Source organism: Nisaea sp. (genome assembly GCF_965216895.1).
Taxonomy (GTDB): Bacteria; Pseudomonadota; Alphaproteobacteria; order Thalassobaculales; family Thalassobaculaceae; genus Nisaea.
Genome location: NZ_OZ244205.1, coordinates 3,289,647 through 3,304,332, shown reverse-complemented (window position 1 = coordinate 3,304,332; position 14,686 = coordinate 3,289,647). Strand labels below are relative to the sequence as shown.

Annotated in this window: 12 protein-coding genes; 6 read left to right on the top strand and 6 right to left on the bottom strand. The window is 64.6% G+C overall.

All coding sequences use genetic code 11. From position 1 onward, the window contains the following. Positions 1-39: 39 nt before the first annotated feature. Together ACOOE1_RS15825 and ACOOE1_RS15820 are read left to right on the top strand one after the other, a co-directional pair. Positions 40-2,685, top strand: coding sequence for a methyl-accepting chemotaxis protein (locus ACOOE1_RS15825; RefSeq protein ID WP_420403164.1), 2,646 nt, complete (start codon positions 40-42; stop codon positions 2,683-2,685). Positions 2,686-3,093: 408 nt separating this feature from the next. Continuing rightward, positions 3,094-5,637: a methyl-accepting chemotaxis protein gene (locus tag ACOOE1_RS15820; protein WP_420403163.1), complete on the top strand. Its 2,544-nt coding sequence runs from the start codon at positions 3,094-3,096 to the stop codon at positions 5,635-5,637. Here the strand turns inward: ACOOE1_RS15820 and ACOOE1_RS15815 are convergent. Together ACOOE1_RS15815 and ACOOE1_RS15810 are read right to left on the bottom strand one after the other, a co-directional pair. Continuing rightward, positions 5,634-6,242, bottom strand: coding sequence for a GNAT family N-acetyltransferase (locus ACOOE1_RS15815; RefSeq protein ID WP_420403162.1), 609 nt, complete (start codon positions 6,240-6,242; stop codon positions 5,634-5,636). The two genes, ACOOE1_RS15820 and ACOOE1_RS15815, sit on opposite strands and share 4 nt — an antisense overlap. Position 6,243: 1 nt before the next feature. Then, positions 6,244-7,425: a DNA recombination protein RmuC gene (locus ACOOE1_RS15810; protein WP_420403161.1), complete on the bottom strand. Its 1,182-nt coding sequence runs from the start codon at positions 7,423-7,425 to the stop codon at positions 6,244-6,246. 151 nt (positions 7,426-7,576) lie between these two features. On the opposite strand from ACOOE1_RS15810, the gene def reads away from it, so the two are divergent. From def to truA, 3 genes are read left to right on the top strand one after another with little or no spacing between them, the layout of a single operon-like run. Then, complete coding sequence (def, locus tag ACOOE1_RS15805) at positions 7,577-8,104, top strand: peptide deformylase (RefSeq protein ID WP_420403160.1); 528 nt, start codon at positions 7,577-7,579, stop codon at positions 8,102-8,104. Between the two features lie 20 nt (positions 8,105-8,124). Further along, a complete protein-coding gene (gene fmt / locus ACOOE1_RS15800; protein WP_420403159.1) occupies positions 8,125-9,090 on the top strand; it encodes a methionyl-tRNA formyltransferase in 966 nt (321 codons plus the stop codon). Between the two features lie 4 nt (positions 9,091-9,094). Continuing rightward, positions 9,095-9,835, top strand: a complete 741-nt coding sequence (truA, locus tag ACOOE1_RS15795) for a tRNA pseudouridine(38-40) synthase TruA (RefSeq protein ID WP_420403158.1) — start codon at positions 9,095-9,097, stop codon at positions 9,833-9,835. A 4-nt stretch (positions 9,836-9,839) separates the two neighbouring features. On the opposite strand, the gene ACOOE1_RS15790 is transcribed toward truA, so the two are convergent. From ACOOE1_RS15790 to dapD, 3 genes are read right to left on the bottom strand one after another with little or no spacing between them, the layout of a single operon-like run. Then, entirely contained in the window at positions 9,840-10,415 is a 576-nt protein-coding gene (locus ACOOE1_RS15790; protein ID WP_420403157.1) for a hypothetical protein, read from the bottom strand. A gap of 4 nt (positions 10,416-10,419) precedes the next feature. Continuing rightward, positions 10,420-11,583 carry a succinyl-diaminopimelate desuccinylase gene (gene dapE, locus ACOOE1_RS15785; protein ID WP_420403156.1) on the bottom strand — a complete coding sequence of 388 codons (1,164 nt, stop codon included), beginning with the start codon at positions 11,581-11,583 and terminating at the stop codon, positions 10,420-10,422. A gap of 14 nt (positions 11,584-11,597) precedes the next feature. Next, positions 11,598-12,458, bottom strand: coding sequence for a 2,3,4,5-tetrahydropyridine-2,6-dicarboxylate N-succinyltransferase (gene dapD / locus ACOOE1_RS15780; protein ID WP_420403155.1), 861 nt, complete (start codon positions 12,456-12,458; stop codon positions 11,598-11,600). 332 nt (positions 12,459-12,790) lie between these two features. Between dapD and ACOOE1_RS15775 the strand changes: the two genes are divergently transcribed. After that, positions 12,791-13,993, top strand: coding sequence for a multidrug effflux MFS transporter (locus ACOOE1_RS15775; protein ID WP_420403154.1), 1,203 nt, complete (start codon positions 12,791-12,793; stop codon positions 13,991-13,993). 1 nt (position 13,994) lies between these two features. Here the strand turns inward: ACOOE1_RS15775 and ACOOE1_RS15770 are convergent, their stop codons facing one another. Next, complete coding sequence (locus ACOOE1_RS15770) at positions 13,995-14,666, bottom strand: pyrimidine 5'-nucleotidase (RefSeq protein WP_420403153.1); 672 nt, start codon at positions 14,664-14,666, stop codon at positions 13,995-13,997. Positions 14,667-14,686: the final 20 nt, after the last annotated feature.

The window sequence follows — 14,686 nt, the reverse complement described above, 5'->3', positions numbered from 1 at the left end:
GAACCCATCAAGTAAGAAACGGGACCGGAGGAGAGGGAAATGACGTCAGTTGAAGCAACTGTAGAGGGTTTGGACCCGGACAGTGGCCCCGCCCCCAAGGCGAAACCCGCCGGGATCGGCGTGGGCGGGAAACTCTATCTGGCGATCAGCGGCATGTTCGTCATCACGGTTCTCGCCGCGATGGTCGCGATCTGGGCATTCGGTGACCTGAAGAGAGCGATGGAAAGTTTCGCCGGCGAAGCCATTCCGGCGATCAAGACATCCCTTCAGATGGCCTCGGAGAGCGCTGGCGTCGCAGCGAAGGCGCCCGAAATCGTGACCGCAAACTCCGAAGAAGACCGCGTCGCCGCCGAAACAGAGATCGCGGAACTGATCAAGCGGCTCGAGGACAAGGTCCAGAGCCTCAGCGTGCTGGACGAGAACGAGAAGGCCCAGAAGCTCGAGATCATCGGAGCGTTTCAGGGCGGCATTTCCGCGATCGGCGAGAAGGTCCGCGAGAAGGAAGCCATCGCCGCGCGCATCAGCACCAAGGTGGGGGACATGCTCGCCGCTCACCAAGAATTCCTGAGAGACCTCTCACCGCTTGTCGACGACGCGAACTTCAACCTCGTGATCACCAGCGAGGATACCGTCGACAGCTCTTCTAAACAGATCAAGGCGCTTCTCGAAGGCGAGGTGAACGCGCTGCAGGCAGGGCTCCGCGTCGGCGCCAGCCTGCGCGAACTTCTCGCCCTGATGGACCGGACTGCAGCCAACACCGATCTTGAAGCAATTCAGCCGCTGCAGGCTGAGTTCGAGACCATCCGCAGTAAAGTGCGGTCCTATGAGGAGATGCTGCCCGACACCGAGGCGGCGAACGCCCTGGAAGCTTACACGGAAGAACTGATAGCACTCGGCGAAGGCGAAGACTCGGCATTCGCGATCCGCTTCAAGGAACTGGACTACAACCAGTCGCTGACGTTCGAGGAAACCCTGGCCCTCAAGGAGAAACGCGAGGCGCTCGACGCGAAGCTCAACGAGATCGCACAGAACTTCAAGACCAGGGTGGAGCCGGTGATCGACGACGCCACCTTCAATCTCGCGATCGGTGGCGACAACCTGAACGACAATATCAGCAAGACCATCAACGGGCTGGTAAACGGAGACGTTGCGCGCCTGCAGTCCATGCTGCAGCTCGCGGCGGAGGCCAACCTCATGGCCGGCCTGCTGAATTCCGGCGCCAGCGCCCCCGATATATCGGCGCTCAACGTGCTTTCTGGGCGCTACAACGCCGCCAAATCGGCTGTCGAGTCCGCGATCGCGGTCTTCAAGGAACGGGTCGACAACGAGACCATTCCGGAGCTCGCGGCCAAAATCGTTTCCTATGGCACCGGTGCGGACAGCGTGTTCGCCCTGCGCGAGGCCCAGCTCGCGATCGAAGCGGACACGCTCGTTGCCCTTGCGGAAAACCGTGCTGCCTCAAAAACCATTGAAACCGAAGTGGCGGCGATCGTCGCCGATGCCGAAGCGGCCGCGAATGCGAGCGAGACCAACGCACTCGAAACGATCGACGAGAGCCAGAACCTGCTGTTTGCCATGGTCGGGATCAGCGCGCTGGCTGGCCTGCTGATCGGCTGGCTTCTGGTCTCGCGCCAGGTCGTGCGCCGGATCACCGGCCTGCAGAAGACCATGGGCGTGATCGCCGACGGCGATCTTGAAACGGAGGTCAATACATCCGGTTCCGACGAAATCTCCGCCATGGCCCGCACGGTCGAAGTGTTCCGCGACAACGGCCGCGAGGTCGAGCGACTGCGCGAGGAGCAGCAGCGCACCGAGGCCCGTTCCGCCGAGGAACGGCGCCAGGCGATGCTCAACCTCGCCGACACCTTCGAGCAGTCGGTGAAGGCCATCGTCGACCAGGTCGGTCTCTCCGCCCGCGAGATGGAGAAGAGTTCGGAGACCATGGTGAACGCTTCCGAACAGGTGAAAATGGAGTCCGGCGGCGTTCTGACAGTCGCGGAAACCACGTCCAGCAACGTGAACACGGTCGCCGCCGCGGCCGAAGAACTTGCCGCGTCGGTGCAGGAGATCTCCACCAACATCGGTGAAACCTCCAGGGTAGCGCAGCGCGCCGCCGACAAGGCGGAGAGCACGGACCGGATCGTCGCCAGTCTCGATACGGAGTCGCAGAAGATCGGCGAGGTGGTGAAGCTCATCACCGACATCGCCGAGCAGACCAACCTGCTGGCGCTGAACGCGACCATCGAGGCGGCCCGCGCCGGCGACGCCGGCAAGGGCTTCGCGGTTGTTGCGTCCGAGGTGAAGAACCTCGCGACCCAGACCGCGAAGGCGACGGAGGAGATCTCCGCGCAGATCGACGCGGTACAGAACAATACAAACCAGGCGGTGGACGCGATCCGCGAGATCGGCACGCTGATCGGCGACATGACCGAGAAGATGGTCGCGATCTCCAGTGCGGTGGAAGAGCAGGGTGCTTCGACGGACGAGATCGCGCGCAGCACCTCCGAGGCGGCACAGAGCACCAATCAGGTGAGCGCGACGATGGACGGCATGATGAATGTCGCCGGCGAAGCGGGGACCACGGCCGACCAGGTTCTCTCGGCAGCCAAGAGCGTCGCCGCGCAGGCCGAGAGTCTCGATCGCGAGGTCGCCACGTTCCTGAACAAAGTCAGGAGCGGGACCTGATCGGCCGGTCCTGCTCAGCAGACCGGAAGTTGCATCGGACGGGCGGGCCGAAACGGTCCGCCCATTTGATTCGGACCCTTAGAAATTCAGAACATTTTCCGAAAACTCTTTCGCAAATTTGACTTTAACGCAGCCTACCAACCAAATAGAAAAACGAGCTTTTTTATGCTTGCGCTTGTAGCGCGTTTTCCGCTGATATCGCGCTTGCGAATAAACTTTCAGACCTGATGCATTGTATTTTGCGGATGTCGCCCGAGGGTCCGCATCGCACCTATCAATTGATGTTTTCGAAGGACGTCTCCCGTGGATAATTCAACGCATACCTTTGAGGCTCCGGCAAACCCGGAAGAGGACTCGACGACTCCGAAGAATAGCCGTCGGGGCCCCGGTGTCGGCGGAAAACTCTATATGGCCCTCGCGGCGGTCTCTCTGGTGACGCTGATTGCGATCGGGATCTCGATCATCGCCTTCACCTCTCTGCAACAGACACTCGATCAATTTACCGGCCGTTCGATTCCCGCCATCAAGAACTCGATGGCGCTTGCCAATGCGAGCGCCAACATCGCCGCAACCGCGCCGGCGCTGGTCAGCGCCCAGAGTGACGAGGAACGAAGCGAAATCCAGGCCGGCATGCAGGCCGGGATCGGCGAGTTGCGCATGCGGCTGGAAACCCTGACCGCACTGCCCGAGACAGAGCGGGCGAAACTCTCGGGTCTGGTCACCGACATCGAAGGCGCCCTCGCCGACCTGCAGACGACGATTATGCGCCGCGAGGAACTGCGCACCGCCCTCAGCAAGAGGACCGGGGAAATCCGGCAGACGCACGGCCTCTTTGTCGCTGAAGCGATCCCGGTGATCCAGTTCGCGAACGAGACGCTGAGATTTCGCGGCGAGGATACGATCAGTTCCTCGGTGACCTCCGTCGAAGAGCTGCTCGAAGGAGAGGTCCAGCAATTGCAGGCCGGATTGAAGGCTGCCGCAGCCGGTCATGAAATGCTGTCGATCATCGCCCTGACCACCTCGGCCGGATCGGCGGAAATGATCGATATTCTGAAGGATGAGTTCGATCAGAACTCGAACAGGGTCTATGACGCGGTAAACAATCTGGCGGAAACCGACAACGCGGTCACGCTACGTGATGTTGCGCTCGGTCTCAGCCTGTTCGGTCTCGGGGAAAAGTCGGTCTTCGGGCTGCGCAAACAGGAACTCAACAAGGACGCTCTGCCGATCGGCGAAAAGCTCCAGCTCGATGCCAAGCGGGCCGCAATCAAGATGGAAGTTGCGGAATTGACGAGCCGTTTCAAGACCGCGATCGATCCGGTCGTCAGCGAGGCAAGCTACAAGCTCATCGCCGGCGGCGAGAAGCTGGTCGACAACGTCAAGAACTCGATCACCACCCTGGTCAACGAGGATGCCGGCAATATCCGGACCGCCCTGGAGCTCGTCGCCCAGGCCAATCTCGTGGCAGGGCTTCTGAACGCGGCCGCCGGAGCGCCCGATACGGACTCCATCAAGCAGACCGGCTATCAGTTTCAGGCCGCTGCCGATGCCATGACCGCAGCGCTCGAGGAGTTCCGCGAACGCGGGATCGACGAGGTCACGGCAGAGAAGGCGGAGCAACTCAAGGGCTTTGGCGATGGCGACGGCTCCGTCTTCGAACTCCGCCGCACATTGCTGGAAACCGAAGCCGAAGCGGTGGCCGCGCTCTCCCGAAGCCGCGAGAGCGTGGCGGCGATGACCCGCGACGTGGACGCGCTGGTGGCTGCCGCCGAATCCGAAGCGACGGTGAGCGAGAATTCGGCCAGGGACACGGTCGTGCAAAGCCGGCAGTTGCTTTTCGCAATCGGCGGAATCAGCGCGCTGGCCGGGCTGCTGATCGGCTGGCTTCTGGTCTCGCGCCAGGTCGTGCGCCGGGTGAACAACCTGCAGCGCACGATGGCCGGGATCGCCGACGGCGATCTGGAAACGGAGGTCGACACCTCCGGCTCGGACGAAATCTCCGCCATGGCCCGCACGGTCGAAGTGTTCCGCGACAACGGCCGCGAGGTCGAGCGACTGCGCGAGGAGCAGCAGCGCACCGAGGCCCGTTCCGCCGAGGAACGGCGCCAGGCGATGCTCAACCTCGCCGACACCTTCGAGCAGTCGGTGAAGGCCATCGTCGACCAGGTCGGTCTCTCGGCCCGCGAGATGGAGAAGAGTTCGGAGACCATGGTCAGCACCTCCGAGCAGGTAAAGAACGAGTCCGGGGGCGTCCTGTCGATTGCCGAGACCACCTCAAGCAACGTGAACACCGTGGCCGCCGCGGCGGAACAGCTCGCCGCGTCGGTACAGGAAATCAGCGTCAATATCTCCGAAACCTCCCGGGTGGCGCAGCAGGCTGCGGACAAGGCCGAGACGACGAACCGGATCGTCGCCAGCCTCGATACGGAGTCGCAGAAGATCGGCGAGGTGGTGAAGCTCATCACCGACATCGCCGAGCAGACCAACCTGCTGGCGCTGAACGCGACCATCGAGGCGGCCCGCGCCGGCGATGCCGGCAAGGGCTTCGCGGTTGTTGCGTCCGAGGTGAAGAACCTCGCGACCCAGACCGCGAAGGCGACGGAGGAAATCTCCGCCCAGATCGACGCGGTACAGAACAATACAAACCAGGCGGTGGACGCGATCCGCGAGATCGGCACCCTGATCGGCGACATGACCGAGAAGATGGTCGCGGTCTCCAGCGCAGTGGAGGAACAGGGCGCCTCGACCGACGAAATTGCCCGCTCCTCCTCCGAGGCGGCGCAGAGCACCAACCAGGTCAGCGCGACGATGGACGGCATGATGGGTGTCGCCGGCGAGGCCGGAAGCACCGCCGATCAGGTGCTCTCGGCCGCCAAGGGGGTCGCCGCCCAGGCCGAGAGTCTCGATCGAGAGGTCGCGACGTTCCTCGACAAGGTCAGAAGCGGAACCTAGACGGACAGTCCGTCGGCGGGCGAGTCCGCGCGGCTCGCCCATTCGCGCCGGAGGATTGCGTAGACGAAATCCTCGGCCCAGGCGCCCTTGAAGAATTCCTTTTCCCGGTAATGCGCCTCGCGCCGCATGCCGAGCTTCTCCATCAGCTTCCAGGAGGCAATGTTGCGTACGTCGCAATGAGCGCTGATCCGATGCATGCCGAAATGGGCGAACCCGAGCTCCAGCGCCTTCCGCGCAGCTTCCAGCGCATAGCCCCGGCCCTGATGCCTGGGATCGAGCACATACCCGATCTCACCCTGCAGATGCGCCCGGCTCAGCAGTTGCAGCTTCAGGTTCCCGACATAAGCCCCGTCCGCGCGCCGCTCGACGGCAATTCTCAGCTCGTCGCCGTCCGCTTCGAGGACCGGCGGTGTCATGTAGAGCGCCAGCGCTTCCGTCGCCTCCGAGCGGGTCATCGGGTCGCCATAGAGCAGGGCGACCACCCCGGGATTGGAGCGGAGCCGGAAAATATTCTCCAGATCGTCGTTCCGGTAGGCGCGGAGGCGAAGCCGCTCGGTCATCACCGGCAAAGCGAGCGCCGTCCGAAGCAGGTCGCGGTCGGCCATGTCAGCTCTCGAGAGGCAGACGCTCGCCGGTGCCGAGCAGATCGGCCGTCGCATCACCCGAGCCCTCGGCGGTTCCGACCTCGATCTCCTCGATCCGCTCGCCCCGGCGGGTGATCTTGTTGGTCGAGGTGCGGATATCGCGGATATCCTTCTCCGCCTGATTGAAATGCGTTTCCAGCTTGCCGACCCGGTCGTCCAGCCGCCCGACATCGGTCAGCATGGTACGCACTTCCTTCTGGATCACGTGCGCCTGCTCGCGCATGTGGGCGTCCTTCAGCACCGCGCGCACCGTGTTCAACGTCGCCATCAGCGTGGTCGGCGAGACGATCCAGACGCGCTCCTTCCAGGATTGCTCCACGACCTGCGGCAGGTTCGCGTGCAGCTCGGCGTAGATCGCTTCCGAGGGCAGGAACATCAGCGCCGATTCCGCGGTTTCGCCCGGCACGATGTAGCGCGCCGAAATGTCCTTCACATGCTTCAGTATCGCCGTCGCCATCTGCTTGCGGGCCGCGGCACGTTCGGCGTCATTCGAGGCATTCGTCAGTGCGTGGTAGCTCTCCAGCGGGAACTTGGCGTCGATGGCGATGGATCCCGGCGGATTCGGCAGGTCAATCAGGCAGTCGACGCGCCGGTTCTCGCCGATCTGCGCCTGGAAGCGGTAAGCGTTGGGCGGAAGGATCGAGCTGACAAGATCGTTCAGCTGGATCTCCCCGAAGGCGCCGCGCGCCTGCTTGTTCGACAGAATGTCCTGCAATCCGACCACCTGGGTCGAAAGCTCGGTGATGTTCTTCTGCGCCGTGTCGATGATCGCGAGGCGCTGCTGCAGTTCCGAGAGCGAGGTCTGCGCCTTGGTGGAGGATTTCTCCAGGCTTTCGCCGACCTTGCGGGTGACGTCGGCCAGCCGCTCGTCCAGCCGCTTGGCGACCTCGCGCTCCTGCAGCTGCATCAGTTCGGCGATCTTCGCCTGCGCGGCCGCGTGGTTTTCGGAAAGCTGGGTCACCCGGCCGGCGAGCTCGGCCTGCGCCGCGGCGGCACGCTCCGCCTGCTCCGACTGACGCCGGGCCGTCTCCTCCAGAACCATGGAGATCCGGTCGTCCCCGCCGCGCCCCCGCATCAGGGCCACGACCGCCACCAGAACCGCGAGGGCGGCAACCGCCGCCAGCACCAGGGTCAGACTATCCATGCCTGTTTCCACATCCCAACCGCTACTTTCGAATCACCCATCCTACCACGCCCGGCGCGCTGTCCGCCTCCCGGACAGTGCAGCCAAACTTGACCTCGGCAGGCCGATCCCCTACGTCAGGGGCGGCTAGCAACAAAACCGAAATAACCGCATGAGCACGCGCGACATCGTCTGGGCGCCGGACAAGGTCCTGAAGACCAAATGCACTCCGGTCGAGACAATCGACGACGAGATCCGGCAGATCCTCGACGACATGCTGGAGACCATGTATGCCGCGCCCGGCATCGGGCTGGCGGCGCCGCAGATCGGTCTCACCAAGCGGCTCATCGTCATAGACGTTGCCGACAAGGACGAAGAGCCCCGGCCGCTGAAGATCGTCAATCCGGAGATCGTCTGGTCCTCGGAAGAGGTCAGCACCTACGAAGAGGGCTGCCTCTCTCTGCCCGGCCACTATGCAGATGTGACGCGCCCGGCCGCGGTGAAGGTCAAGTATCTCGACGAAAACGGCGAGGAACGCGAAGTCGAGGCGGACGGCCTGCTCGCGACCTGTCTGCAGCACGAGATCGACCATATCGACGGCGTCCTCTTTGTCGATCATCTTTCCGCCCTGAAGCGAAACATGATCCTGAAGAAAATGACCAAGGCGAAGAAACAGCGCGCCGAAGACGAGGCGGCCTAGATCCGATCGGAACAACGCCCATGTCCGGGTCCGCCCAGACCGCCACGCCCTACGCGCCCCTCCGCCTCGCCTTCATGGGCACGCCGGATTTCTCCGTCCCCGTGCTGGAGGCGCTGATCGCCGCCGGGCACGAGATCGCCGCGGTCTACAGCCAGCCGCCCCGCCCCGCCGGGCGCGGCAAGAAGGAGCGCAAGTCGCCGGTGCATGAAGCGGCGGAACGACATGGCATCCCGGTCTTTACGCCCTCCTCGCTGCGCAATACGGAAGAACAGGCGCGGTTCCGCGACCTCGCGCTCGACGCCGCCGTGGTCGTCGCCTACGGGCTGATCCTGCCGAAGGAGATCCTGGAGGCGCCGCGCCACGGCTGCATCAACATCCATGCGTCCCTGCTGCCGCGCTGGCGCGGCGCGGCGCCGATCCAGCGCGCCATTCTCGCCGGCGACGACGAGACCGGCGTCACCGTCATGGCGATGGACGAGGGTCTCGATACCGGCGACATGCTGATGGCCGAACGTGTCCCCATCACCGAGGAGACCACCGGCGAAAGCCTGCATGACACGCTCTCGGCGGTCGGCGCCAAGCTGATCGTTCCGGCGCTGGCGGCGGTTGCCGGCGGTTATGTCGAGGCGACCCCGCAGCCGGCCGACGGAGTCACCTATGCCGAGAAACTGACGCGGGAGACCGGACATCTCGACTGGTCCAAGAGCGCCGGGGAACTGGAGCGCACCATCCGCGCCCTCGCCCCCTGGCCCGGCGCCTGGTTCGAACTCGGCGGCGAACGTTTCAAGGTCTTCGCGGCCGATGTGCTGAAACTCGGGCGGCTCTCCAATGATCCGGGGACCGTGCTCGACGAGGAGCTGACAATATCCTGCGCCGAGGACGCGCTCCGCATCACCCGCCTGCAGCGTCCCGGCAAGGCGCCGATGGAGGCCGCCGACCTGCTGCGCGGCTATGACGGGCTCGGCCCCGGCACGAAGCTCGGCTGAGCCCATGCCGCGCTTCAGGATCACGATCGAATATGACGGCGGGGATTTCTCCGGGTGGCAGCGCCAGGCCAACGGGCCGTCGATCCAGCAGGCGCTGGAAGAGTCGGTGAAGGCCTTCTCAGGCGAGACCGTCGAAGTCGTCGGCGCGGGCCGCACCGATGCGGGCGTACATGCTCTGGCGCAGGTCGCGCATTTCGATCTCGCAAGCGACCGGTTCGACGCCGCGACGGTGATGAAGGCGGTGAACTTCCACCTGAAACCGGCGCCCATCGTGATCCGCCACACGGCGGAAACGGGCCCGGAATTTCATTCCCGGTTTTCCGCCACCCGGCGCTCCTATCTCTATCGCATCCTGAACCGCCCGGCCCCGCCGGCGCTCGATCGCGGCCGGGTCTGGCACGTCCCCAAGGAACTGGATGCCGGCGCCATGCACGACGCAGCCCAAGCCCTGCTCGGCAAGCACGACTTCACGACCTTCCGGGCGAAGCACTGCCAGGCGCAGTCGCCCGTGAAAACGCTCGATGCGCTCTCCGTTTCGCGCGTGGGCGAGGAGATCCATCTGAACGCCCATGCCCGCTCCTTCCTGCATCACCAGATCCGAAACATCACCGGCACGCTGAGGCTGGTCGGCGAGGGGAAATGGACGCGCAGGGACGTGGAGAAGGCGCTTGCCGCGAAGGACCGGGCCGCGGGCGGACCGACGGCGCCGCCGGACGGGCTCTATCTCGTCTCGGTCGGCTACTGAGCCGTCAGCCCATAAGGGCGATGCTTTCCAGCAGCAGATAGGCGAGCAGGGAGACCACTTCGTCCGCGAGCACGAATCCGGCCGCCATCAGTCCGGAGACCCCGAGCAGGTCCCGCGCCCAGCGCCAGCGCAACAGGACCACCAGGACCCATGGCAGGACGCTGAGCGTACCGAAGAGCCCGGCCATGACGCCGCCGCCGGAGCCGAGCAGGTAGAAGAGGCAGGTGATGTAGACAAACGGCAGGGAGAGCCAGTTGTAGGGCACGAGGAAATCGAGGATTCTTCCGAGCGCCCCGATCTTCTCCGCGATCAGCACCGCGACAAAGGGGAAGGCCAGCCAATAGACCGCGTAGCGCAACGCGAAGCTGATCCAGTCGAAGAAATCGCCCGCGAGCCACTCCGCCCGGCCATGCGCGACCTCGGATATCAGGATGCCCGGCAGCGCCAGGACCGCGGCGAAAAAGGAGCGCCAGAAGCCGGCTTCGCTGCGGTCGAACAGCTCGATGGCGCCGGGCCGGTTGAGCGCGAGGCACCAGCAGCCGTAGAGCGCGCGGACGATCTCGCTTGCGCCCGGGACCACCGTCTCAGCCCTTTGCCGCGTCGAAGAACTTCCCGAGTGCCGTCTCGTAGATCTCGGTCAGCGCCTCGATATCCGCGACCGTCACATGTTCGTCCGTCTTGTGCATGGTCTGGCCGACGATGCCGAACTCCACCACCGGGCAGAACTTGCGGATGAAACGCGCGTCCGACGTGCCGCCGGACGTGCTGAGCTCGGGGTTCTTGCCCGTCACCTCCCGCACCGCCGCTGCAACCGCATCGCTGAGCGGACCCGGCTCGGTCACGAAGGCGTTCGAGGTGCACTCGACCCTGAAATCGTAGCGTCCGCCCACCGCATCGAAGATCTCGCGGAACGTCGCCTCGAGACTCTCCGCCGTGTGCAGGTCGTTGAAGCGGGCGTTGAAGGTCGCGGAGGTCTTTGCCGGGATCACGTTCGTCGCCGGATTGCCGGTATCGACCGTCACGACGGCCACCGTGGAGGGCTGGAAATGTTCCGTGCCCTCGTCCAGCACCCCCGCCGTCAGCGGCTCCAGCATCTTCACGAGGCGATGGACCGGATTGTCCGCGAGATGGGGATAGGCGCTGTGGCCCTGGGTCCCGTGAACCGTAAGATATCCGGTAAAGCTGCCGCGCCGGCCGATCTTCATCATCTGACCGAGAGATTCCGGATTGGTCGGCTCGCCGACGATACAGGCGTCGATCGTCTCGCCCTCGCCGGCCATCCAGTCCAGTACCTTCACGGTACCGTTGATCGCCGGGCCTTCCTCGTCGCCGGTGATCAGGAAAGAGATCGAGCCGCCGAAATCCGTGCCGCGCTTCTCGATGAAGCGCGCCGCCGCCGCCGCGAAGCAGGCAACGCCAGATTTCATGTCCGAACTGCCGCGTCCGAAGAGCTTTCCATCGCGGATCTCGCCGGAGAAGGGCGGCAGCGCCCAGTCGGCGGCATTGCCAGGCGGCACCACGTCGGTATGACCGGCGAAACAGAGATTCGGCGCCGCGGTGCCGATGCGGGCATAGAGATTCTCGACATCCGGCGTGCCCTCGTCCTTGAAGACGAGACGCCGGCAGGTGAAGCCCAATTCCGTCAGCTGCTCTTCGAGCAACGCGAGCGCGCCACCCTCGGCAGGGGTCACGCTCTCGCAGCGGACGAGGTCCCGGGTCAGCCGGACCGGATCGATTTCCTTGCCCACGTCCTCTCCGCCGGTCAGTCGCGCAGCAGGTCGTTGATCGAGGTTTTGGAGCGGGTCTGCGCGTCGACCCGTTTCACGATCACGGCGCAGGAGAGGCTCGGGCCCGGGGTGCCGTCCGGCAGCGGCTTGCCCGGCAGCGAGCCCGGCACGACGACGGAATAGGACGGAACCCGGCCGACAAAGATTTCGCCGGTGCTGCGATCGATGATTTTGGTCGTGGCGGAGAGGAAGACGCCCATGGAGAGCACCGAGCCCTCCTCGACGATCACGCCCTCGACGACCTCGGAACGGGCGCCGATGAAGCAATTGTCCTCGATGATCACCGGGGAGGCCTGCAGGGGCTCCAGCACGCCGCCGATGCCGACACCGCCCGAAAGATGTACGTTCTTGCCGATCTGCGCGCAGGAGCCGACCGTGGCCCAGGTATCGACCATGGTGCCCTGGTCGACATAGGCGCCGAGATTGACGAAGCTCGGCATCAGCACGACGCCCTTGGCGATGAAGGCGGAGCGGCGGACGACGCAGTTCGGCACAGCGCGGAAGCCGGCCTCGCGAAAGCGGTTGGCGCCCCAGCCGGCGAACTTGGACGGCACCTTGTCCCACCAGACGGACGGACCGAGGTCACTGTCTGTCGGGCCGCCCGGGATGATCTCCATGTCATTGAGGCGGAAGGACAGCAGCACCGCCTTCTTCGCCCACTCGTTCACCTGCCACTTGTGATTGCCGAGCGGTTCGGCCGTCCGGATTGTGCCGTTGTCGAGACCGGCGAGCGCTTCCTCGACAGCCTCGCGGATCTCGCCCTTGGTGTCGAGACCGACATTGTCCCGGTCGTCCCAGGCCGCATTGATCACAGATTCGAGTTGGCTCGCGCTCATTGCCTCATACCCCGTCGCACATCGGAAAATCGTGCCGCAAGATGGGCAAGCGGCGGGAAACTGTCAATCTGCACGACGGTGCTTTTTTGGCACGACCACGGGGTTCGAACACCGATATCGCGGGTCCGCTGTCTCGCCGCTCAGCATTGACCCGCCCCCGTTTCCCGTCTAGCAATTCCGGAATGACCCGCATTGAGTCGATCGCTGTCGTCGGAAAGCGCATGGGCGAGGCGGCGTAGCCGTCCGGCGCAAGCACCCATGCGCGGTATGCAGGCCCCCCGGCGGGGCCTTTTTCGTGCCAGCCCTCCAATCGCCCGAAGCCGATACACGTCATGACACAGCTCCCGCGCGGCCCCCGCCTCTCCACGTTGATCCTGCTCTCGGCGCTCTGCATTCTTCCGATCAATATCTTCCTTCCGTCGCTGAACAACATGGCCGGCGAGTTCGGCGTGGACTACGCCGTCATCGGCCTCTCGCTGGCGGGTTATGCGGCGGCATCAGCGGTCTTGCAGATCGTGCTCGGGCCGCTATCGGACCGGTTCGGGCGGCGGCCGGTGATCCTTTGCGGCCTCGCAATCTTCATGGCCGCCACGGCGGGCTGCATCCTTGCTCCCGACATCTGGAGCTTTCTCGGGTTTCGACTGCTCCAGGCGGTCATCGCTCCGACCTATGCCGTGGCCCTCGCCGTCATCCGGGATACGACAAGCCGGGAAGAGGCGGCGAGCCGGATCGGTTTCGTCTCCATGGCCTGGGCCGTGGCGCCCATGCTCGGACCGAGCCTTGGCGGCCTGCTCGACCAGGTCTTCGGATGGCGCGCCAGCTTCTGGTTCCTCGAAGCCTACGGGCTCGCCGTATTCGCCCTCTGCTGGTTCGACCTGAAGGAGACGAACCTGACACCGTCGCGCTCCATCGGCGCGCAGTTCCGCGCCTATCCCGACCTGTTCTCCTCCAGACGATTCTGGGCCTATGCACTCTGCATGGCGTTTTCCGTCGGCGCCTTCTTCGCCTTCCTTGCCGGCGCGCCCCTTGCCGCCGGCGCCGCTTTCGACCTCTCTCCGGCGGCGCTCGGGCTCGCCATGGGGACGATCACCGGCGGGTTCATGTTCGGAAGCTTTCTCTCCGGACGTTTCGCCGGGCGGTTCCGGCTGACCACGATGATGCTTGCCGGCCGGACGCTCGCCTGCGCGGGACTTCTGTTCGGATTGCTCCTCTATGCAACCGGAATCGAGCACCTCATGGCCCTGCTCGGCCCCTGCATGCTGGTCGGCGTCTCGAACGGTCTGACCATCCCGAGCGCGAATGCGGGCGCCATCTCGGTCCGTCCGAAACTCACCGGCAGCGCGGCCGGCCTCGCGAGCGCGATCACCGTTGCGGGCGGCGCGACGATGGCGTCGGTCGCGAGTGCGGTTCTGACGGAAGAGAACGCCCGCTATGCCCTGCTCGTCGTCATGCTCGGTTCCGCCGCGATCGCCTTCGCCGCGGCACTGGGCGCACACCGGATGGAGCGGGTCGGCTCGGGCAGCGACGGGAGCTAGTTCAGACGGCAGACCATCGGGACAACCCGCTCAGCCACTCCGTCAGATCCTCGGCGACATGGTGGACATAGTCCTCCTCGGCGCCTTCCTTGGCCCAGTCGAGGGTGCCGGCGAGCCAGACCGTGGTCATGCCGAGCGCGGCGGCGGGCTCCAGATTGCGCGCCATGTCCTCGACCATGACGGCGCGCTTGGGGTCGATCCCGTGCCGGGTGACAAGAATCTCGTAGGGGTCCGGATTGGGTTTCGGCACGTAGTCCGCCGCGACGATGTCGAAGACATCCTCGAAATGATGGTCGACGCCGATCCGCCCCATAATGCGGCGGGCATGCGGGACCGAGCCGTTGGTGTAGATGATCTTGCGTCCAGGCAGCCGCCCGATCGCCTCGGCAAGCGCATGGTTGGGGTCGATGTCGGAGACATCGATGTCATGGACGAAGTGAAGATATTCCTCCCCATCCACGCCATGCTCGACCATCAGCCCGCGCAGCGTCGTGCCGTGGCGCCGGAACAGGTCCTTCTGCAACGTTCGAGCCGCCTCGCGGTCGAGCGAGAAACGGTCCTGGACATATGCGGTGATGCGCCCGGAAACCCGCGCAAAGATGTTGCTGCCTGCGGGATAGAGCGTGTTGTCCAGATCGAAGATCCAAGTCTCGATGGCTTCCGCGTTCAGCATTCGCTTGTCTTTTAGGGGAT